We start from the raw sequence: 22,135 nt of genomic DNA, 5'->3' as shown, positions 1-22,135 counted from the left end.
GCGACCTGGTCACCGGGCACAGCGCCGTCACGGCGCTCACCTCACCACACACGTCTGGTCAAATCCCCTCCGTGATCGGAGACTTCCGTGGCAACCGTATCCCCGCCCTGGGCCTATACGCTTCAACTCCCGCGCGATCCCCGCGCCCCCGGAGTCGCCCGCAGCACCCTTCGTCATGTGCTCGACGCCCACCGCATAAAGGAACTCGCCGACACGGCCGAGCTGTTGGCGAGCGAGCTGGTCACCAACGCGTATCAGCACTCCGACGGGCCGTACACCCTGCGTATCCGCGCGTTCGGACCGTACCGGCTCCGGGTCGGGGTCTGGGACGGCAACCCCGAGATCCCGCCGCCGTTCAACGGCGCCGCGCCGCCCGTCCCGGCCGAGAGCGGGGGCCTGACCGGAGGCCTGTCCGAGAGTGGGCGCGGGTTACAGCTCGTACGGCTGTGCGCGGACGACTGGGGTGCGTATCGCCTCGGTGGCGGCGGGAAGTTGCTGTGGGTGGAGTGCGTGCGGCAAGAGCCGGAGCCTCCCGGGGCCGGCGCGGCATGACCACTTGGGGCCACCGGGCTTCCGCGCCGCCGGGCCTCCAGGCCGTCGTGCTTCTCGTACCGAAACTCCCGCGACACGGGAGTTTCGGTACGAGAACCACGACGGGGGGCCTTCGGGCCCCCGGGCCGCCGTACCGCGTCAGCTCAGCGTCTCGGCGTCGACCCGAGAAAAGATCAGGTCGCACTGCTCGAAGACCGAACCACGCCAGCGTTCGGGAACGACCGACGTGCTGCGGATCGCCAGGGGGTAGCTGTCGGGGCGGTAGTCGTTGTCGATCCGGTAGGCGTGGAAACCGTGCTCGCGCATCGTCGTCATCAACTCCTCGATGGAGTCGCCGAGTTGCGCCATACGGTCGGGGGCCACCTCGACCGCGATCTCCACGTCCGGCCGCAGCTTGTCGAACAGCGGCACCATGCCCCGTACGACGGACCCCTCGGCGCCCTCGACATCGATCTTGATGACCCGCGCGCCGGCGATCTCGTCGGGATCGAGCAGTTCTGTCAGCGGAACTGCCTCGATCTCGAAGGACGACTCAGCCGGCCCGTCGTACGGCACGATGCTGTTCGCCCCCATGTTCGCCGAGCTGGCCAGCACGAAGGTCAGCTTCTTCCGGCTGTCGGAGACGGCGGCGTTGACCGCTCGTACGTTGCGGCAGCCGTTGAGCCGTACATGCTGCGCCACCCGCTCATGGAAGGTCGGCGACGCCTCGATGGCCACGACCCGGCCCTCGCCCCCGACGAGGCCCGACGCGAGAACGCTGTAGTAGCCGATGTTCGCGCCGATGTCTACGAACGTGTCCCCGGGCCGGAGCCGGTTCCGCAGCCACCGGGTGATGTGCGGCTCCCAGATTCCGAAGATGTACAGGTACCGCTGGATGACGTCCTGCGTGTCGACGGCGAACCGCGCGCCGGACCGGGTTTGTACGACGCGCCGTCGCGGACGCTTCGCCAGCCGAGGATTCACATACCGCGCGGCGAGCCACCCTTTCCCGAGCGAGCCGGGAGCGTCACGCACGTAACCACGGCCAAGAGTGTCCAAAGTGTCCGAGCTGTGGCTACCCATCCGTTTTCCCTCTCCGCTGAACCCCGTGAACCCCGTGAACCCCGTGAACCCCGTGAACCCCGTGAACCCCGTGAACCCCCTGCGAACCCCGTGAACCCCCTGCGAACCCGAGGCGCCGTGGGCAACGACGGGTGCGACATCCTCGCACGGCCGACCAGCACCGGGGCTTGTCGCCTCGACCGCTGCGAGAGCGCTGGTTCTGGCCGGCCGACGGGGCGGAGATGCCGGCGGGAAGCCGCTGTGGGTGAAGTGTGCGCGACCGTGGCCCGCGTGTCAGTGGTGTGACATACGGTGATCAGTGGTGACGGAATCGGTGAGGAGGGCTCTGATGTCCGAGGCTCAGGAATATGCGTGGCAGTACGGTGGAGGCACCGCAGAACGGGAAGCGGGGCCTCCCCCCGTGCCCGTGCGTGCGGGTGCTGAGCCGGAGTCGCAGGGATGGAGGCCGTCAGCCATGTCCGTCGTGCCGTTGCTGCGTCTGCGCCCGCGCCCGGGGAATCTGCGCGAGGTCGCCGAGAAGATCGAAGATGCGACCGGTCTGCGGGTGCAGATCCTGGGCGGAAGTCTCGTGATGTCCCCGACTCCGCGCGGGAAGCACGCCGGCGTCATCAGGCGCCTGCGGGCGCAGTTGGAGCCCGCTATCCCGAGTGGGCTCGCGGTCTACGAGGTTTCTTCCGTGGCCATGCCCGATGACGCCGACGACTATGCGACCCCCGATCTGATCGTTCTGCCCGACGCGTGGGACGACGACGACAACTGGCTCGCGGACCCCGCGGACGCCGGGCTCGTGGTCGAAGTCATCTCTCAGTCCGAGAAGGCCCGGGACATCTCGCAGAAGAACGACTGGTATGCCGTTGCGGGAGTCGGGGTGCTGCTGGTCGTCGACCCTCGCCACGGCACCTGGGCGCTGCATACCGCGCCGAGGGACGGCAGGTACCAGGACACGAAACGCGGAAAGAACGGCGAGGAGGTCCCGCTGCCCGCCCCGTTCGCCCTGGATCTGGCCACGGACGAGCTGCCCGTGTACGGACCCGGCGGCGGGCGCTGAGATCTGTGCGCCGAGATCTGTGCATGGCCGGGCTGAGTTCGGGCGTCCCCGCTGGTAGGCGCTCGTATGCTCGAAGGCATGACGACGAGCGCACCGCAAGGTCCGAGCACCGGACGGCCCACCGCCAATTCCATGCGCCGTGCCCTCAAGCGCGCCCGGGACGGCGTCGCCCTCGACGGCGCCGAGGCCGCCGTGTTGCTCCAGGCTCGGGGCGACGAGCTCACCGACCTCGCCGCGTCCGCCGCCCGGGTGCGGGACGCGGGGCTCGCGGCTGCCGGGCGGCCCGGGGTCATCACGTACTCCCGCAAGGTCTTCATCCCGCTGACGCGGCTGTGCCGGGACAAGTGCCACTACTGCACCTTCGTGACCGTGCCCGGCAAGCTGCGCCGGGCCGGGCACGGGATGTTCCTGTCGCCCGACGAGGTGCTGGAGATCGCGCGGCAGGGCGCGGCGATGGGCTGCAAGGAAGCCCTGTTCACGCTCGGCGACCGGCCCGAGGACCGGTGGCCCGAGGCCCGGGAGTGGCTGGAGGCCGAGGGGTACGACGACACCCTCGCGTACGTCCGGGCCATGGCCATCCGGGTGTTGGAGGAGACCGGGCTGCTGCCGCATCTCAACCCCGGGGTGATGGCGTGGACCGACCTCCAGCGGCTCAAGCCGGTCGCGCCGAGCATGGGCATGATGCTGGAGACCACCGCGACCCGGCTGTGGTCCGAGCCCGGCGGCCCGCACCACGGTTCGCCGGACAAGGAACCCGCCGTACGGCTGCGGGTGCTGGAGGACGCGGGGCGCTCCAACGTCCCGTTCACCACCGGCGTACTGATCGGGATCGGGGAGTCGTACGAGGAGCGCGCCGACGCCCTCTTCGAGCTCCGGCGCATCCAGCGGGCGTACCACGGCATCCAGGAAGTCATCGTCCAGAACTTCCGCGCCAAACCGGACACCGCGATGCGCGGCATGCCGGACGCCGAGCTGGAGGAGCTGGCGGCGGCCATCGCCGTGGCCCGGCACATCCTCGGCCCGTCGGCTCGTATCCAGGCCCCGCCCAACCTCGTGGACGCCGAGTACGCGCTGCTCATCGGCGCGGGCATCGACGACTGGGGCGGAGTCTCGCCGCTCACCCCCGACCACGTGAACCCCGAGCGGCCCTGGCCGCACATCGACGAACTGGCCGCGAAGACGGCCGAGTCCGGCTTCGAGCTGCGCGAACGGCTCACCATCTACCCGGAGTTCATCGAGCGCGGCGAGCCCTGGCTGGACCCGCGCCTGCTGCCGCACGTACGGGCGCTGGCCGACCCGGAGACGGGCCTCGCGCGCCAGGACGTGAAGCCCGTGGGGCTGGCGTGGCAGGAACCGGACGAGGGCTTCACCGCCAGTGGGCGTACGGACCTGCACCGCACGATCGACACCGAGGGGCGCACGGCGGACCGGCGCGACGACTTCGACGCGGTGTACGGCGACTGGGAGGCGCTGCGCGAGGCGGCCGCCCCCGGCATGGTCGCGGAGCGGATCGACACCGACGTACGGCAGGCCCTCAAGCAGGCCGCCGACGACCCGACGAAGCTCAGCGACGACCAGGCCCTCGCCCTCCTCCACGCCGACGGGCCCGCGCTGGACGCGCTGACCCGGATCGCCGACGAGCTGCGCCGCGACGTGGTCGGCGACGACGTGACGTACATCGTCACGCGCAACATCAACTTCACCAACGTCTGTTACACCGGCTGCCGTTTCTGCGCCTTCGCCCAGCGCCGTACGGACGCCGACGCCTACACCCTCTCCCTGGACCAGGTCGCGGACCGGGCCGCGCAGGCGTGGGAGGTCGGGGCCACCGAGGTCTGCATGCAGGGCGGCATCCACCCGGACCTGCCCGGCACCGCGTACTTCGACATCGCGCGCGCCGTGAAGGAACGCGTCCCCGGCATGCACGTCCACGCCTTCTCCCCGATGGAGGTCGTCAACGGCGCCTCGCGCACCGGCCTGTCGATCCGCGAGTGGCTGACGGCGGCCAAGGAGGCCGGACTCGACTCGATCCCGGGCACGGCGGCCGAGATCCTGGACGACGAGGTGCGCTGGATCCTCACCAAGGGAAAGCTGCCGACGGCGACCTGGATCGAGGTCGTCAGGACCGCCCACGAACTGGGCATCCGGTCCAGCTCCACGATGATGTACGGCCATGTCGACCAGCCGCGCCACTGGCTGGGCCACTTCCGTACGCTGGCCCGGATCCAGCAGGAGACGGGCGGCTTCACCGAGTTCGTCACGCTCCCCTTCATCCACACCAACGCCCCCGTCTACCTGGCCGGCATCGCCCGCCCCGGCCCGACGGACCGCGACAACCGCGCGGTGATCGCGATGGCCAGGCTGCTCCTGCACCCCCACATCCCCAACATCCAGACGAGCTGGGTGAAGCTGGGCACGGAGGGCGCGGCGGAGATGCTCCGCTCCGGGGCGAACGACCTGGGCGGCACGCTGATGGAGGAGACCATCTCCCGTATGGCCGGGTCGAGTTACGGCTCGTACCGCTCGGTCAAGGACCTCATCGCCATCGCCGACGCGGCCGGCCGCCCGGCGAAGCCGCGGACGACGCTGTACGGGGACGTCCCGGAGGAGCGGGTACGGGCGGCTGCCGCGTCCGACGGGCATCTGCCGGAGCTGCTGCCGGTGCTGGGCAGCGAGGGCTGACGGGCCTTCCGTCAACCGTCCCCGAAAATCAGTCGGTTGTGTCAGTGGCCGTTGTTAGTCTCCTGCGGCCCGCCACGTTCGGCGGGCCGCCCAGGGGAGGGAACAGATGGCCATGCGGAAGTACCGGAAGTACCTCCAGGTGGGACGTGGGCACACCGCTGCGGGCTGGGGTGAATATCTGCACGGAGCCGTGGACGAGGTGCAGACGTTCGCCGGAGCGGTCGCGGACCGGGACATCGCCTTCCTGGGTACCGGCGTCGATCTCTGATTCCGCTGATGCCGTGGGGCCATTCATCTGCCGTGGCCGGTGAACGGCCTGTCTCTCGCGCCGAGTTCGGTGAGGTGCCAGACTGGGGAACAGGCGGGCGAAGGGGCCAACGAGGGGACGGGTCCCGCCGTGGGGGAGGGGTTCATGGCGCGCGCACGACTGTCGATGGCCGAACTGATCCAGCGGCGCCGGAGGACGGGATTCATCGGACGACGCGATGAACTCGGCGCGTTCCGGGCCAACTTCGACTTTCCGCCGGACGACGAGCGGCACCGCTTCCTGTTCCATGTCCACGGCAACGCGGGCGTGGGCAAGACGTTCCTCGTCCGGGAGCTGGAGCAGGCGGCGCGGGAGCGGGGCGCTCTGACGGCGTACGTCGACGAGTCGGTGAGCAGCGTCCCCGAGGTGCTGGCGGCGATCGGTGAGCAGTTCGCCCGGCAGGGGCGGCCGCTGAAGCAGCTGGACCGGCTGCTCGCCACGTACCGGCAGCGCCGGCACGAAGCGGAATCCGCGTCGGCGTCGGTGTCGGCATCGCTCGCCGATCCGGCGGAGGGCGGAGGGATGCCGGGGATCGAGGGGCCCTGGCCCCCGGGGTCCCTGCCTCCGGGGTCCCTGCCTCCGGGGTCCCTGCCTCCGGGGTCCCTGCCTCCGGGGTTCGGTCATCCGGGTTCCGGTCAGCTGGTGTCGGCGCAGCTGCCGGGGTCCGGGCAGCAACTGCCGTACGGACAACCGTCGTACGGATCCCCGCCTGCCGGGCAACCCGCGTACGGACACCCGTCGGCCGGGCAACAACCTTTGGCCGTGCAGCCGTCGGCCGGGAGCACCGCTCTGGCCACCGCCGGAGTGATCGGTCTCGGCATGATCCCCGTCGTCGGGGCGTTCGCCGGAGCGCTCGACACGCAGCGGCTCGCGGCGGGCGGCGACAGGCTGCGGGCCACGCTGAGCGCGCGGTTCCGCAACCAGGAGGACGTACAGCTGGTCCTGGCGCCGGACCGGGTGCTCACCCCCGTATTCGTCACCGAGCTGGCCGAGGCCGCACGCGACGTCCCCTGGATCGTCCTCTTCTTCGACACGTACGAGCGGACCGGGCCCTTCCTCGACGCGTGGCTGCGCGACGTGATGACCACGGAGCGGTACGGAGCGCTGCCCGCTCAGGCCGTGGTGACCCTCGCCGGGCAGCGGCCGTTCGACACGGCGCGCTGGGGCGGCTTCGCGGACTTCATGGCCGACGTACGGCTGGAGCCGTTCACGGAACCGGAGGCGCGGCAGCTGCTCGCGGCGAAGGACGTCATGGACGAATCCGTCGTGGAGGAGGTGCTGCGGCTCTCCGGCGGGCTGCCCGTCCTCGTCTCCACCCTCGCCGAGAACCAGCCGACCGACCCCGACGACGTCGGCGATCCCAGCGCAACCGCCGTCGAACGATTCCTCAAGTGGGAGCAGGACCCGCTGCGCCGGGCCACGGCCCTCGCCTGCGCCCTGCCGCGCCGGCTGGACGAGGACGTGTTCCGGGCCGTCGTGTCCGCAGTCGTACCGGCCGTCGTCCCGGAGGACGCGCCGGATTGCGCGCCGGCGGGTTTGGACGGTCCGGCGGATTCGGCGCGCGCCGGGGGCCTGTACGACTGGCTGTGCGCCCTGCCCTTCGCCACCCGGAAGGACGCCGGGGTCCGCTATCACGATGTGGTGCGCGACCCGATGCTGCGCCTCCAGCGCACCCGCTCGCCGCGCGGCTGGAGCGAGCGGCACGCGGCGCTGGCGCGGTGCTTCGCGGACTGGCGCGCGGAGGTGGAGGCCGACCTGCGCGCCGACGAGATGTGGGCGAGCGCCGACTGGCGCGCGCTGCGGTTCGAGGAGACGTACCACGCGCTGTGCGCCGGTCCGCGCGCCGCGCTCGCCGGGGCGCTCCGGGATGTCGCCGAGGGCTGCCAGGAGAGCCCGGCGGCGGCCCGGCGGGCGGCACTGGTGCTGGCCGAGGCGGGAGAGGACACCGACGAGGGGGAGTTGAGGGACTGGGGCCGGCGGCTCGGGGCCGCGCTCGGTGACGACGACGGAGGTGTACGCACCGCCCTGGGGCTGCTCCTGGACCGGACCGGACTGGACACGCCGGGGCGTGCGCTGGCGCACGAGGTGCGGGGGCGGCAGTTGCGCAACCTGGGCGAGTACGAGCGGGCGCTCGCCGAGTACGGCCGCTCCCTCGCGCTCGATCCGGACCAGTACCGGGCGTACTTCGGGCGTGGCATCGCGTACCGGATGAGCGGAGACCTCACGGCCGCGCTCGCCGACCTGAGCCGAGCCGACGAACTCGCCCCGGACACCCCGTGGGTGCTGCGCGAGTACGGGGACGCGCTGCGGCAGACCGGCCGGCTGGAGGAGTCCGTCGCCGTCCTGGACCGGGCGGTCGCGCTCGACCCGACCGTGGCGCGTTTCCTGGCGAGCCGGGGCGTCGCCCGGCACAGGCTGGGGCGGTACGAGGAGGCACTCGCCGACTTCGACCGGGCCCTGGAGCTGGACGGAGAGTACCTGTGGGCGCTGGTCCGCAGGTCCGAGCTGCTGCGGGGGACGGGCGAACTGGACCGGTCCTTCGCCGATCTGGACCGGGCCGCGGAGATCGGGCCCGACAGCGCCTGGATCGCCTCCGTGCGGGGCGACGCCTACCGTCTCGCCGAGCGGTACGAGGACGCGGACCGCGAACTCGGCCGCGCCCTGGCGCTCAAGCCCGACCACGCCTCGGCCCTCGCCGGCCGCGGGGTGGCCCGCCACGAACTGGGGCGGCACACCGAGGCGCTGGCCGACCTCGACCGTGCCATCGAGCTGGTGCCCGACTACGCCTGGGCGATGGTGCACCGCGCCTCGGTGCGGCGGGCGGCGTTCGACGGGCCCGGGGCGATGGCCGATCTGGACCGTGCCGTGGAACTGCTGCCCGACAACGCGTGGGTCAGGGACGAACGGGGTGCCGCCCGGCTGCTCGCGGGGCGGCACGAGGACGCGATCGCCGACTTCACCGCCGTGCTGGACGGGACGCCCGACGACGCCTGGGCCCTCGCCCAGCGCGGCATGGCCGCGCACGGACTGCACCGCTTCCGGGACGCGCTCGCGGACCTGGACCGGGCCGTGGAGCTTGAACCGCGGTACGCCTGGGCCCACTACTGTCGGGCCCTGACGGTGCTTGCCATGGGACGCCTCGACCGCGCGCACGCCGACCTCGACCGGTGCCTCGCCTACGGCGGGGACGTGGATCACGCCCGCCGTACGGTCGCGGCGGTGCGCCTGCTCCAGGGCCGCCCCGAAGAGGCCCTGCGGTCGCTCGACGCGCTGCCGTCCACCGAGGGCGACGACCTCGTGATGCGGTGCCACGCGCTGCGCCGTACGGGGCGGTGGGACGCGGCGCGCGCGGCGGCCGACCGGCTGAGCGCCGCCGATCCGCTGAAAGGCGCCCACGCGCGGGCGATGACGGTGACCCTGACGGAAGGCGCCGACGCGGGGTGGCCGGTGTGGCGGCGGCTGGAGCGCGGATGGGCACAGGACGCGGAGCTGCCGGACGACGAACGTACCTACCGGACCGTGGTGAGCGCCGCCGCCCTGGCCGACTGGTCCCGGCTGGACGACGCGCTCGACGCGGTGCTGATGACGGAGTACCGCTGGGACGAGATCGCGGAACTGGTCTGCTGTCTGGAGGAGTTGCTGTCGGCGCCGGGAATCGACACGGGCCGCCTACGCCCCCGGCTCGCGCGCCTCGTGGCCGCGCGGGACGAGATCGCCGCGCACTGGGCGTAACGGCGCGCTTCTCCCCCGGCGTACGGGGGCGGCGGCGTACGCCGGGGGCGTGGCTGCGTACGGGTGGCGGCGTACGCCGGGGGCGTGGCGGCGGGGGAGACGGGCGCCCGGCGCGCCCGCTGTGCGCCGGAACCCCGCGCCGGAACTCCGCGCCGCCATGCCCGTCGTGCGCCGGGACGTGGCACCCCGCCCTGTGTGTAGTGCGCCGCAACTCCGCGCTGCCACACCCGTGGTGCGCCGGGAGCGATGCGCCCGGCGTGCGCTCAAATCCGATCTGCCGGGCGACGGCCACCCATACCGACCTCCCCGCCGACCCCATACCGGCCCCGCGCTTCTTAGGCCTGCCTAAGTGCGCTCCCAACCCCCTGTTCCCGTTCGATTACAGTGCTGCGCAGCTGCGATTTCGCCGCGGTTCAGCTGCGAGGCTCAGGGGGAGGAAGGGACGCGTGAGCACACCGTCGGGGACCGTCTGGGGCCGTAGCGAGCAGCAGGATTTCCGCAGCAGGGTGCGGGGCTGTCTGCTCGGTGGTGCCGTCGGTGACGCGCTCGGCGCGGGGGTCTCCACGCTCACGCTCGACGACATCCGGGCCGCGCACGGCGCGGACGGCGTCAACGACTACGTACCCGCGTACGGCCGCCGGGGCGCCGTCACCGCGTCAACCCAGCTGACCCTGTTCACCGTTGACGGGCTGATCCGTGCCCAGGTCCGCCGGGACACCGGCGCCTGGCATCCGCCCACCGATGTGCACCGCGCCCATCTGCGCTGGGCCATGACCCAGCGCGACTGGGGGCCCGACCTGCGCCGCAAGGACAACGGCTGGCTCGCCCAGGAGGAGTGGCTGTACGTCCGGCGCGATCCGACCATCTCCTCGCTCACCGGCTTCGGCGACGCGACCATGGGCACGCTCGACAGGCCCAAGAACCCCACCGCGCGCGACGCGGGCGCCCTCGTGCGGTCCGCGCCGTTCGGGCTGCTCGTCGGGTGGGAGCCGCAGTTGGTCTGCCAGCTCGCCGTGGAGTGCGCCACCCAGACGCACGGCCACCCGACCGCGTATCTCTCGGCGGGCGCGTTCGCGGTGATCGTGCACGCGCTGGCGCGCGGCGAGCCCCTGGACGCCGGCGTGCAGCGCGCCCTCGCGCTGCTCGCCCCGCGCCCCGGCCACCAGCCCGTGACGGACGCCCTCCAACAGGCGCTCGGCGCCGTACGCCAGGGGATTCCGGGCCCGGACAGAATCGCGGCGCTGGGCGACGGACGCGCGGCGGAGGACGCGCTCGCCGTCGCCGTCTACTGCGCGCTGGTCGCCGAGGACATACGCCAGGGCCTGAGCCTCGCCGTCAACCACGACGGCCCGTCGGGGGCCACGGGAACGCTCTGCGGGGCACTGCTCGGCGCGCTGTACGGCGAGACGGCGCTGCCGCCCGCCTGGCTGGCCGAACTGGAAGGCCGGCCCACCCTGTTGGAGATCGCAGACGACTTCGCGATGGAGATGACCCAGGGCCCGGCCCTGCACAGCCCGGCGGTCACCACATCGGGCTGGCTGGACCGCTATCCGCGCGGCTGACCGATGCGTACGGCGTACGGCTGTGTACGGCATACGGCTGTGTACGGCGTACGGCCGCACGGCCCGGAGGGGGTACGGCGCGGTCCGCGCGGTACGGCACGGTCCGGCCGTACGGGCACGACGGTGACCCGAGCCGTACGGTGCACCCGACCCCGCCCCTATCCCTACCCCGACACCGGTCCCGAGCCGGACCCCGTGTCCTCCCGGTCGCCCGGCTGCCTTCCGTCGCCGCCCGGCTTCGCCTGCGCGGGCACCTTCAGGGACTCCGCCGTCAGCCCGGAACCGTCCCCGCCACCCTCCCCGTTGATACGGGCCAGCAGCACGTCGCGCCCCGGGCTGTCCTCCGGCTTCAGGAAGCCGATCACGATGTACAGCACCAGCGACACCGCGAGCGGGACCGAGACCTGGTACTGGAGCGGCACACCGCCGTCGGTGTTCCAGTTGATCGGGTAGTTGACCAGCCAGAAGGCCAGCAGCCCCAGCGCCCAGCTGGTGAGCGCGGCGGTCGGGCCCGACCTGCGGAACGGCTTGAGCAGGCCGAGCATGAACGGGATCGCGATCGGTCCCATCAGGCCCGCCACCCACTTGATGACGACCGTGATGATGTCCTTGAACGTCGGCGAGTTGACCTGGGTGGCGATCGCCATCGACAGCGCCAGGAAGGAGATCGTCGACAGCCGGGCCGCCAGCAGCCCGGCACGCTCGGACCAGCCGCGCGCCGCCTTGGACAGCGTGGGCGCGATGTCCCGGGTGAAGACCGCCGCGATGGCGTTGGCGTCGGAGGAGCACATCGCCATGGTGTGCGAGAAGAAGCCGACGATGACCAGGCCCAGCAGCCCGTGCGGCAGCAGCTGTTCGGTCATCAGGGCGTACGAGTCGGAGGCATCGGGCTTCTGCGCCTTCACCAGCAGCGGCGCGCACCACATCGGGAAGAACAGGACCAGCGGCCAGACGAGCCAGAGGACGGCGGAGAGCCGGGCCGAGCGGGTGGCCTCGCGGGCGTTGGCGGTCGCCATGTAGCGCTGGGCCTGGTTCCACATGCCGCCGTTGTACTCGAACATCTTGATGAAGAGGAAGGCCAGCAGGAACGTCACCGTGTACGGGCCGGCCGTCGCGTCGGCGTGGCCGCTGGGGAGCTTGTCCCAGACCGTCCACAGCGCGCTGAAGCCGCCGAGCTCGCCCATGACGGCGACGAGCATCGCGATTCCGGCGAAGAGCTGGATGATGAACTGCCCCAGCTCTGTGAGGGCATCGGCCCACAGGCCGCCGACCGTGCAGTAAATACCCGTGATGACACCGGTGATGAGGATTCCCTGGTTGAGGGACATACCGGTGAAGACGGAGAGCAGGGTGGCGATGGCGGCCCACTTGGCGCCCACGTCCACGATCTTCAGCAGCAGGCCCGACCAGGCGAGAGCCTGCTGCGTCCTCAAGTCGTAGCGGTTCTTGAGGTATTCGAGCGGGGACGCGACGTGTAACCGCGAACGCAGCCGGTTGAGCCGGGGCGCGAACAGCTTGGAGCCGATCCCGATCCCGATGGCGATCGGGAGGGACCAGGTCACGAACGAGGTGACACCGTACGTATAGGCGATGCCCGCGTACCCCGTGAACATCACCGCGCTGTAGCCGGACATGTGGTGCGAGATGCCCGAGAGCCACCAGGGCATCTTGCCGCCGGCGGTGAAGAAGTCGCTGACATCGTCCACGCGTTTGTGCGACCAGAGGCCGATCCCGACCATCACACCGAAGTACGCGATGAGCACGATCCAGTCGAGGCTGTTCATGTGCCCCCTCCAGGGGTCCGCCTTGTGAACGTCGAAGTGCTCCGTCAGGCTCTTCGTCGGTACGTCCGGGTAGCGGTACCCCGTGCGGGAGCGGGGACTTCGGGGATTGAACCGCCTGGCGTGGAGGTGGGTCAAGGGGGCCGTTGGTCATAGGTATGAACCCAGGTCAGAAAGCAGAACCATTTTGCCTGCTCTTGACCTGTCGGAGCGTTGTCGTGCGCGTAACGGCGGCCACACGATGAGTCAGCGCTTCGTCAAGCTCAGGTCCGGTCCGGTCGGGTCGTGCGGGATGCGGGTCCCGGGCGGCCGAGAGGTGGGTGGGGTCGTGTCCCGGCATGACCGAGCCCCCTCGGCCAGGGCGGCGAACCGGTCGAGAGGGCTCTGTGTGGTGCGGGTGCAGGGTGTCGGTCGACCTCAGCCGAGGTCGAAGGCGCCCTTGTTCATTTCCTGCACGAAGGCATTCCATGAGGTGGGAATGAAGGAGATCGAAGGACCTTCGGGAGCCTTCGAGTCCCGAACGGCAATGGACTGGACGACGGGGGACTTGACCTCTACGCATGCGCCGTTTCCGCCGGAGTACGAGGACTTGGTCCACGTGTCCGTAGCGCCCTGAAGAATTGCCATGTTCGCTCCGGTTCAGCAAGTGAGGGATAAAATCACGCCAACTCTTTTGCTGGCATGATCGACGCTACTAGCCTCACTCGATGGGCGGGGTGGGCATTCACTCATTCGGATGAGATATTCCGTGAGGCCCTTCTCTGTTCAGGCACTTGGGGTGCATAATGCACCCCCACTCCAGGGGCGAACAGAGTTATTCCTGACATTTACGGTCAAGGGAGACGAGGCTGTGGCGGGGAGCTCGGCCCCTGCGGCGGTATCGCGGTGACGTCTGTCCGGTGTCCGGAACTGTCTGGCGTGCAGCGATTATCGCACCAGCTCACCATTCACTCCATCGGGTAAAGGCTGCCACTCGTCATGTACCTGACGAATATTCGGGTATGAACGGAACGCAAGGCGACGCTGGTTTGCCGGCCCGACGCGAGCTCCAGCGTTTCATTCAATGCTAGGTATTTCTCGGCGGAATGGATTGGTTTCGTTGGTGCCGGGCTGGATGGATGGCCGGCTCACGATTGTCGCTGCTGTCGCGGGTGTCTGCTCCCCGTTTTCCGTCGTGAGATCGGACGGTGTGACAGGCGCCCCATTGCCATACCTCCGAGCAACTTGTCCAGGGAGGCGCTATGGCCACATCGATTGAATCGAATTGCTCGCTCGTCGTTTTCTTCGCGCACCCGCTCGGCCCCGGAATGAAAACCACCGTGATTGTTTACTGGCCCATCCCCGGGTGTGCGTGGAGCGCGGAATACAGCTCCGTCGTCTGCCCCGGTGGGGCGGAGCGGACGTACCCCCTCACTCAGGTCGGCGACACCTACTGGGTGGGTGATTTCGAGGTGAGCGAGGACGCGCCCCTCGATGTGAGCATGCTGACCGTCACGAAGTACGTCGGCCCCAGCGCCGTGATCGAGAACGTGCCGATCACGGTCAGGGAGCCCCTTACCGGCGAAACCGGCCCCCAGGGCCCGCCGGGCGACCCTGGCGAGCAAGGCCCGCAGGGGCCGCCGGCTCCGCAGGGACCACAGGGGCCGGAAGGCCCGCCCGGCCCGCGAGGCCTCCAGGGCACCCAGGGACTCCAGGGCCAGGAGGGTGCGCAGGGCCAGGAGGGCGCGGAGGGTCCGCAGGGAGAACCGGGCGAGGACGGCGTGGACGGCCTTCCGGGCAAGGACGGCAGGAACGGCCAGGACGGCCGGGACGGCAGAGACGGCCAGGACGGGCTGCCCGGCCGGCAGGGCCCGCCGGGCCCGCCCGGCGCACGGGGACCGCAGGGGGCGAGAGGCGAGAAGGGAGACAAGGGGGATCCGGGGGATCCGCCGGACTACGACACGCTCAAGTCGATCGTCTGCGAAATCCTCAAGGGGCTCATGGCGCCTTGTGGTTAGGTCCTGTCCGGCCGGACAGGACCTGGTTCACGGTTGATTCATGCGGGCCGCCCACCGGGTCGTGCGACAACGCGATCCGATGGGCAGCCTCGGTCAGGACGCGAGTCTCAACGGGCGTAGTCCTTGGCGATGTCCGAGATGTACTGCCGTGTCTGGTCGGCGTTCAGGGCCTGTGCGCGCAGGTGTTCGTACATCACGCTGTAGCGCTGCACGTCATTGGACTTCTCCAGATAGAGGTCGCTCGTCACGCCCTCGATGTAGACCACGCTGGAGTCCGCGGCGTCCGGGAATTCGAGAACCGCGTAGTGCCCGGTGATCCCGGGATGCGCGCCCATGTCGAAGGGCAGCACCTGCACGGTCACATGCGGGAGCTGGGACTGTTCGACGAGGTGTTCCAGCTGCTCCCGCATCAACTGCCGGTCGCCGACCACCCTGCGCAGCGCCGCCTCGTCCACCACGGCCCACAGCCGGAGCGGGTCCTCGGGGGCGTTGATGCGGTCCTGGCGGCGCATCCGTACCCCGACCCGCTTCTCGACCTCGAGCACCGAGGACTCGGGCAGCGCCCCGTTGATCAGTGCCTCGGCGTACGGCTTGGTCTGGAGCAGGCCGGGAACGACCTGAGGCTCGTACACGCGCAGTGAGGCCGCGTCCGTCTCCAGCCCGATGTAGACGCTGTACGGGATGTCGCCGAAGGCGTGCCACCAGCCCTGCTGGCGGGAGTCCTTGGCCATTTGCATCAGCGAGTCGACGATGCGCTGGTCCTCGACTTCGTACACCCCGCAGAGGTCGCGGACGTCGCGCTGGCTGATGGAGCGGCGGCCGTTCTCCAGGCGGCTGATCTTCGACTGCGAGACCAGCAGCCGTTCGGCCACCTCCTCCGCCGTCATGCCTTTGAGTTCGCGAAGCCGGCGCAACTCCTGGCCCAATCTGCGTCGCCTGACGGTGGGGTTGACGTTGGACGCCACGGAAACTGCACCTCCGGCTGCGTAGCTGTACGTATCTACTGCTCAGCAGACTGCCACCAAAAGTCCCGGCTGCGCTGGGAAATGGAGACAGAAGCGAATGCGCTGGTACGTAAGCCCCTCCGCAGCTCCTGCGCGGACTTCTGCGCGCCGGTGCGCGCGCTGTGCGCCGGATCGGGCGCCGGGCCGGGCGCCGGGGTGTGCCCGGGGGGTTCGGGCGTCCGGGGTGCCCGGGGACGGCGTGGCATGGCTCTGGGCACCCGTGGCGGCCTTCCGGGCGCCTTCCCGTTACGGATCCGGGGCTTGCGGGATGCCGGGCGCCCACACGGCGCGCGGGGCAGCCGATGAAGCCCTGGCTGCCCCGCGCGTCTTTGTGCGGCTCCCGGACCGGCTCTGGGGACGTCGGTGCGGCGGATCTCTGTGGTGGTGCTGGTGGCACTGGTCGTGCAGGTCGCGCTGGTTGTGCGAGTTCCTCGGGTGGTTGCGAGTCCCTCGGGCGGTGCTGGCCGTGCCGGTCGTGCGAGTCCCTCGGGTGGCGCGGGTTCCTCGGGCCGGGTGAGCCTCCGGCCCGCACGCCTCCCTCGGACCGCACGAGCCGAGTCGTTCGGACCGTGCGGGTCCATCAGGTCCTTCAGATCGATCAATCAGGCTGCCAATGAGGCTGTTCAGTGCGCCGCGACACGCGCCATGCCGCCGCGCTGCGGCTGCATGGGCACGCCCGGCGCCCTGCCACCGCCCGCGGGAGCGCCGGGGGCGCTCTGGGCGGCGTTACGGCGCGGTTGTGCGCCCACGCCGTTCTGGACGTCCATGACGGCGTGCGCCACGAGACCGCCCATCGGGTCGTGCCTGATCAGGTCCCGGAGCCGGGAGCGTGATGAACGCCCCTCGTTACCGGGGTAGAGGTGCTTGCCGAGTCCGACCGCGTGGGCCAGCGCGGCGAGCGCCGCGGTCCGCGGGTCCGGCGGTACGCCGGTGCGGATCGCACTGTCCAGCCGGGACCTGATTTCCCGGCTGATCGCCGACTCCGTCGCCTGGTAGCGCGTTGTCGGCAGCACCCCGCACATCTGGCCCTCGACGGCATGAACCATGCCGCATCGCTCCAGATGCGAGAGATACGTCTGGCGCAGCCCCAGTCGGGGCCCGCCGATCCAGTGGACGGCCCGAACCGGGCTGCCGCGTCTGCGCAGCAGCTCCAGTGCGGAGTCCAGAGTCGGATCTCCGGTCGGCCGTGGCATCACCACGGCGATACGATCCCCGTCAGGGGCTATCCGTCCTGCCAGAGCCAGCTCTACTAGCTGTGCTCCGGCCAGGCCGAGGTCGAGCGACTGCGGCTGCGCTGTGGTACCCGTGGTCGGGTCCAGAGCGAGCAACAGAAGCTCCTCCGGAATTGTTCTGCGGCTCCTGCCCATCCATGCCTCCCCGCGTGGATGAATGACAGGGTGACCCCTCTCACATTGGTCTGTCGAGAGCGCCTGGGTGCTTTGTGCGGGAACCGTTATGTATGTCGTTCTCGTCTAGTACCCCGGTGAAGGTCCCAGAGCAGGACACTGATAGATGGTTCGGACAGTGCGGTACGTCGGATGAGACATGAAGGAGACACGGTGGCGGGCGAGTCCCCCGGCAAGTCGGAGCAGCAGAAGTCGTCGGGGGAGACGACTCCGGGCGAAAGGGACCCGCGGCTCGCGGTGTTCCGTGAATCGGCGGCCGAGGAGGCAGAGCCGGAATCGGGTTCGGAATCCGGTTCTCGGTCCGGTTCCGGGTCTGGTTCTGAGTCTGGTTCGGAGTCCCGCTCGGCGGTGGCGACGAAGGTCGCAACTGCAAATCGCATCGATGGTGCGGAGGGCTCGCAGAAGGATTCGGAGGAAGCCGGGGACTCAGGGAAAGCCGAGAAGTCGGAGAAGTCCGCGGGGTCGGGCGACGGGCCGCCGATAGCGGCGGGTGCGGAGAGCTCGAAGAGCGAGAGCACCCCGAAGGGCGACTCGGATTCCGAGTTGGCCGCAGAGACAGAGGCGGAGGCAGACGCAGACTCTGACTCTGGTTCCGACTTGAGCTCGGATTCCGACACGAACACGAACACGGACGCCGACTCCGAATCCACATCCGACGCTGATTCCGGCAGGACGCGCGAGAGCGAGGAGCCCCCGGCGGCTGAGAAGGCCGAGACGTCAGGGGAGGACGGGAAGGAAGGCAAGGCGGGGAAGGGCGGCACGACCCCCTCCTGGGCCAGGTCCGGCGACAGCGCCGCTTCGAAGGACGGCAAGGACGCCAAGGACGCTCCCTCGGACAAGAGCAAGGACAAGGCCGAGGACAAGAAGGACGGCGTCAAGGACGACGACGTCAAGAGCGACGTCAAGAGCGACGTCAAGAGCGACGCCAAGGGCGACGACGAGAGTGACGATGACGCGGAGCCGCGCGTCGATCGAGCGACCGCCGTCTTCAAGGCCTTGCCCCGGCCCGCCGTCGATTCGCCCACCACCGCGCTCAAGATGCCCCGACCGTCCGAGGGTGAGAAGAGCGCGAAGAGCGAGACGCCCGAGAAGGGTGTGAAGGCCGGGTCGAACGAGAAGCCCGGGTCGGACGCGAAGGCCGGCTCGGAAGACAAGCCCCGGTCGGACGCGAAAGCCAAGACGGACGAGGCTCCGGCCGAGCGCACCAGTACGTTCGTACCGCTGCGCAGGGACGACGTACCGTCCACGGCCTCCAAGCCGACGTCGCCCAGGACAATGTCTCTCAAGACGGCGTCCCCCCAGCCCGAAGCGTCCCCGTCCACCTCGAAGTCGACCCCGCAGCCCCCGGCCGCCACCCCCGCCGTCGCCGAGACCTCCGCGATCCCCGAGGCCGAGCGGACCCGGCAGCAGCCGATGCCGCCCCGGCCGCCGCTGGACCTTCTCGCCGAGCTGACGAACAAGCCGGCGCCGCCCGAGACTCCGGTCCGTACAGCCGTCCGGCGCGTCAAGATCTGGACGCCGCTCGCCCTGCTCCTGCTGGTCATCTTCGCGATCGCCCAGGCCGTACGCCCGCTCCCGGCGCCCACGTTGGCGCTGTCCGCCGACCCCACGTACACCTTTGAGGGGGGCAAGATCGACATGCCGTGGCCCGCCGAGGGCCAGGGCGCGGTCGAGGTCGAGGGTGTCGGCACGATCGGCGCGTACGGCGCGCAGAAGTCCGCGCCGCTCGCGAGCGTCGCGAAGGTCATGACCGCGTACGTGATCCTCAAGGAACACCCGATCACCGGGAATCAGGTGGGCCCGAAGATCAAGGTCGACAAAAAGGCGGGCGAGGAGGCCGACCGTCCTGACGAGTCGACAGCGCCCATCGAGGAGGGGCAGCAGTACACCGAGAAGCAGATGCTTCAGCTGCTGATGATTCCGTCCGGGAACAACGCGGCTCGTCTGCTTGCCCGCTGGGACGCCACGACCGAGAAGGCGTTCGTCGAGAAGATGAACGCCGCCGCCAAGGATCTCGGCATGACGAACTCGACGTACACGGACCCGAGCGGACTTGAGCCCTCGACCGTGTCCACTCCGGCCGACCAGCTCAAGTTGGCGAAGGCGGTCATGCAGAACGACGTCTTCCGCGAGGTTGTGAACATGCCGCAGGCCGATGTCCCGGGCCTCGGCAAGACGATCTACAACAACAACAACATTCTGCTGGAGCCCGGGGTGAGCGGGATCAAGACCGGCTCCTCGACTCCGGCCGGCGGCAATCTCCTCTGGGCCGCGAACACCATCATCGACGGCAAGGACCGCCGGATCGTCGGCATCGTGATGGGTGCCCAGGTGGACGGCACTCTGGACGGCAAGCTGCAGCGCTCGATCCAGAACAGCCTCAAGCTGATCCAGAAGGCCCAGGCGGACGTCGGCTCCGCCACCGTCGTCAAGAAGGGCGATGTCGTCGGCTACGTGGACGACGGGCTCGGCGGGCAGACGCCCGTGGTCTCCACCGAGGACCTCAAGGCCATCGGCTGGGGCGGCCTTGAGGTGAAGCTCAACATCGGCGAGGGCAAGGAGCAGATCCCGCACGCCGCCGCGGCGGGCAGTGAGGTCGGTGAAGTGACCGTCGGCACCGGCACCGGCAAGGTCTCCGCCCCGGTCACCCTCCAAAAGGACCTGGTCGAGCCCGGCTTCGGCGCGAAGCTGACCCGCGTCGGCTGACCGGCCGCCGCCCGCGTCGGCCGACCGGGCCTCGGCCGACCAGTGTCAACCGACCGCCGACCAGCGTCGGCTGACCGCTGAGCCGGGACCGTCCGATACCGCGGCCGGGGAGGGCACCGAACAATGGTGCCCTCCCCGGCCGCGGTCGCGTGCTAGCGTCCCGAAACGGACATCCGACGGGCCTGCCGGCTGCCGAGCCCGCACATCCGCCGAGCTCGCCCAACCGCCCGGCGGACGTCCGGAGCAACTGCGGGACGCGGGGACGGCGTCCTGGAACATGTCGGGGGAGTCGGCACACCGGGCAGACGGACGGTGAGACGGAAGACGTGGAGAGCCGTAGTGACCACCGCTGAGCCGACACGCGCGGACGAGAACACCGCGGCCCCCGCGAAGGGCCTCACCGGGACGCGGGGCCCCACCGGGCCGCGAATAGACCTGCCCGGGCAGCGACGTGGCGAGGGGCCGGAGGCCGGTCCCGGCTCCCGGTCGCGCTTCCGGAGCTGGGTGGGGAGTCACCCCGTCCTGTTCACCACCGCCGTCGCCGCCGTGGTGCACGTCGTGTGGTTCGTCCTCTTCGCGAACAGCGGCGGGGACATCGCGGCGCAGGACGCCTGGGCCGAGTTCGTCGGGCGGCATCCCGACTCCGCGTACAACCTCGCCTGGTACGGCGGCATGCACCCCGTCTCGTACAGCGTCGTCTCGCCGTATCTGATGTCCGTCCTCGGCGTCCGTACGACGATGATGCTCGTCGGGACCGCGTCCGCCGCCCTGACCGCGCTGATCCTGGTCCGGGTCCGGACCGTCCGTAACCCGGTGGCGTGTTCGCTCGCCGGGGTGTTCGCGTTCCTGTGCAACGCGTTGTCGGGGCGCGTGACGTTCGGCCTCGGCATGATGTTCGCGCTCGGCGCCGTCGCCGCGGTGTTCTGCTGGCCGTACCGGTGGCGTACGAAACGCTGGGCCAAGGCCGTCGCCGCGGCGCCGCTCGCCGCGCTCGCGACCGCCGCGAGCCCCGTGGCCGGCCTTTTCCTCGGGGTCGTCGCCGCCGCGCTCTTCCTCAACAAGCGGCGCCCCGGCGCGTATGCGCTCGGTCTGGCGCCCGCCGCCGTCGTGGCGCTCTCCTCCTGGCTGTTCCCCTTCTCCGGCACGCAGCCGCTGTCGGTGGGCGGGGCCTCGCTGCCTTTCCTGTACGCGCTGTTCGTGTTCGTCCTCGTACCCAAGGACTGGCGTACGGTCCGGGTCGCCGCGGCCGTCTATGGCGTCGGGGTGCTGCTGACGTACGTGATCGATTCGCAGATCGGGTCCAACGTCTCCCGGTTCGCCATGATCATCGCGGGTGTGGTGCTGCTCGCCGCCCTGCCGTACACCGCACCGCGCACCCGCCGCTGGTACGCCCTCGTGGTCGCCTTCGCCGGGCTCAACTTCTGGATCGGCTTCAAGGGCGTGGACGACATGGTGCGTACGGCACCCACCGCGTCCTGGGCCCGTGAGCTGGCGCCGCTGGTGCACCAGTTGCAGCGGGCGGGCGCGGAGAAGGGACGGGTCGAGGTGGTCCCGGCCAGCAGCCACCGCGAGGCGTCCGCGCTCGCTCCGTACGTCAATCTCGCCCGGGGCTGGAACCGGCAGGCGGACATGGAGCGCAACCCCCTCTTCTACGACGACACCCTGACGTCCGAGAGCTACCGGGGCTGGCTGGACCGCTGGGCCGTCCACTACGTCGTACTCCCCAAGGGGCAGCCCGACCAGGGCGCCGGGCTGGAGACCGAGCTCGTCCAGAAGGGCCAGCCCTACCTGAAGCGCCTCTGGAGCGACGCCAACTGGCAGCTGTTCGCGGTCAAGGACCCGCGGCCGCTGGCCGATCCGCCGGCGACCGTGGACCGGGCGGGCGCGGGCGAGCTGACGATCCACGTGAAGAGGGCGGGGCGGGTGCTGATCCGGATCCCGTACTCACCATGGCTCGGGCTGGTGGACGAGGAGGGCAGGAGCGTCGTACCGCCGCAGGAGACGGTGGAGTCCCGGGCCGACGGGGACGGCCCCAAGGACTACACGAACCCCAACGGCTGTCTGCTGAAGGCCGAGGAGAACGCGGAGGGCGACGAGTGGACGGAACTGCTGGCGCCCCGCCCCGGGGTGTACCGGCTGGCCGCGCCGTACCAGCTGCCGCGTGGGACGGGGTGTCCGGAGGAACTGCGCTAGGAGTTCCGCCAGGAGCTGTGCCATGAGCTGTGCCAGGAGCTGCGCTCAGGCCGTTTCCGAAGCTGTACGTGAGGGCCTTTCGGGGCTGTTCGCGAGGGTTGTT

14 protein-coding genes are annotated in these 22,135 nt (G+C 70.3%); 9 read left to right on the top strand and 5 right to left on the bottom strand.

Annotated features, from left to right (window positions below):
• Positions 1–87 precede the first annotated feature (87 nt).
• On the top strand, positions 88–552 hold the full coding sequence (locus ACIQD6_RS21010; protein WP_401884562.1) for an ATP-binding protein: 465 nt from the start codon (positions 88–90) through the stop codon (positions 550–552).
• Between the two features lie 138 nt (positions 553–690).
• Here the strand turns inward: ACIQD6_RS21010 and ACIQD6_RS21005 are convergent, their stop codons facing one another.
• Complete coding sequence (locus ACIQD6_RS21005) at positions 691–1,614, bottom strand: FkbM family methyltransferase (RefSeq protein ID WP_401884561.1); 924 nt, start codon at positions 1,612–1,614, stop codon at positions 691–693.
• 454 nt (positions 1,615–2,068) lie between these two features.
• Here ACIQD6_RS21005 and ACIQD6_RS21000 point away from each other — a divergent pair, with 454 nt between their 5' ends.
• From ACIQD6_RS21000 to ACIQD6_RS20980, 5 genes are all read left to right on the top strand, one after another.
• On the top strand, positions 2,069–2,662 hold the full coding sequence (locus ACIQD6_RS21000; protein ID WP_401884559.1) for a Uma2 family endonuclease: 594 nt from the start codon (positions 2,069–2,071) through the stop codon (positions 2,660–2,662).
• A gap of 78 nt (positions 2,663–2,740) precedes the next feature.
• Complete coding sequence (locus ACIQD6_RS20995; protein WP_401884558.1) at positions 2,741–5,344, top strand: bifunctional FO biosynthesis protein CofGH; 2,604 nt, start codon at positions 2,741–2,743, stop codon at positions 5,342–5,344.
• Between the two features lie 106 nt (positions 5,345–5,450).
• Positions 5,451–5,612, top strand: a complete 162-nt coding sequence (locus ACIQD6_RS20990; protein ID WP_401884557.1) for a hypothetical protein — start codon at positions 5,451–5,453, stop codon at positions 5,610–5,612.
• Between the two features lie 144 nt (positions 5,613–5,756).
• Entirely contained in the window at positions 5,757–9,383 is a 3,627-nt protein-coding gene (locus ACIQD6_RS20985) for a tetratricopeptide repeat protein (protein WP_401884555.1), read from the top strand.
• 446 nt (positions 9,384–9,829) lie between these two features.
• On the top strand, positions 9,830–10,945 hold the full coding sequence (locus tag ACIQD6_RS20980) for an ADP-ribosylglycohydrolase family protein (RefSeq protein WP_401884554.1): 1,116 nt from the start codon (positions 9,830–9,832) through the stop codon (positions 10,943–10,945).
• Positions 10,946–11,109: 164 nt separating this feature from the next.
• Here ACIQD6_RS20980 and ACIQD6_RS20975 read toward each other — a convergent pair whose 3' ends face one another.
• Both ACIQD6_RS20975 and ACIQD6_RS20970 read right to left on the bottom strand, forming a co-directional pair.
• Positions 11,110–12,729, bottom strand: coding sequence for a sodium:solute symporter family protein (locus ACIQD6_RS20975; protein WP_401884553.1), 1,620 nt, complete (start codon positions 12,727–12,729; stop codon positions 11,110–11,112).
• Between the two features lie 414 nt (positions 12,730–13,143).
• Complete coding sequence (locus tag ACIQD6_RS20970) at positions 13,144–13,353, bottom strand: DUF397 domain-containing protein (protein WP_401884551.1); 210 nt, start codon at positions 13,351–13,353, stop codon at positions 13,144–13,146.
• Between the two features lie 692 nt (positions 13,354–14,045).
• Between ACIQD6_RS20970 and ACIQD6_RS20965 the strand changes: the two genes are divergently transcribed.
• Entirely contained in the window at positions 14,046–14,723 is a 678-nt protein-coding gene (locus ACIQD6_RS20965) for a hypothetical protein (RefSeq protein WP_401884550.1), read from the top strand.
• A 107-nt stretch (positions 14,724–14,830) separates the two neighbouring features.
• Here the strand turns inward: ACIQD6_RS20965 and ACIQD6_RS20960 are convergent, their stop codons facing one another.
• Together ACIQD6_RS20960 and ACIQD6_RS20955 are read right to left on the bottom strand one after the other, a co-directional pair.
• Positions 14,831–15,688, bottom strand: a complete 858-nt coding sequence (locus ACIQD6_RS20960) for a helix-turn-helix domain-containing protein (RefSeq protein WP_401884549.1) — start codon at positions 15,686–15,688, stop codon at positions 14,831–14,833.
• A 662-nt stretch (positions 15,689–16,350) separates the two neighbouring features.
• Positions 16,351–17,094 carry a GPP34 family phosphoprotein gene (locus ACIQD6_RS20955; RefSeq protein WP_401884548.1) on the bottom strand — a complete coding sequence of 248 codons (744 nt, stop codon included), beginning with the start codon at positions 17,092–17,094 and terminating at the stop codon, positions 16,351–16,353.
• Positions 17,095–17,730: 636 nt separating this feature from the next.
• On the opposite strand from ACIQD6_RS20955, the gene ACIQD6_RS20950 reads away from it, so the two are divergent.
• Positions 17,731–19,839 (top strand): serine hydrolase, encoded by a 2,109-nt coding sequence (locus ACIQD6_RS20950; RefSeq protein WP_401884546.1) that lies wholly within the window; start codon positions 17,731–17,733, stop codon positions 19,837–19,839.
• Between the two features lie 339 nt (positions 19,840–20,178).
• The gene (locus ACIQD6_RS20945; protein WP_401884545.1) at positions 20,179–22,032 is read left to right on the top strand and encodes an MFS transporter; all 1,854 of its coding nucleotides are present in this window, start codon (positions 20,179–20,181) and stop codon (positions 22,030–22,032) included.
• Positions 22,033–22,135: the final 103 nt, after the last annotated feature.

This window comes from Streptomyces sp. NPDC088400 (assembly GCF_044753355.1).
Lineage (GTDB): Bacteria > Actinomycetota > Actinomycetes > Streptomycetales > Streptomycetaceae > Streptomyces.
The sequence above is the reverse complement of the archived record's forward strand: the minus strand, read 5'-3'. Positions and strand labels throughout refer to the sequence as shown.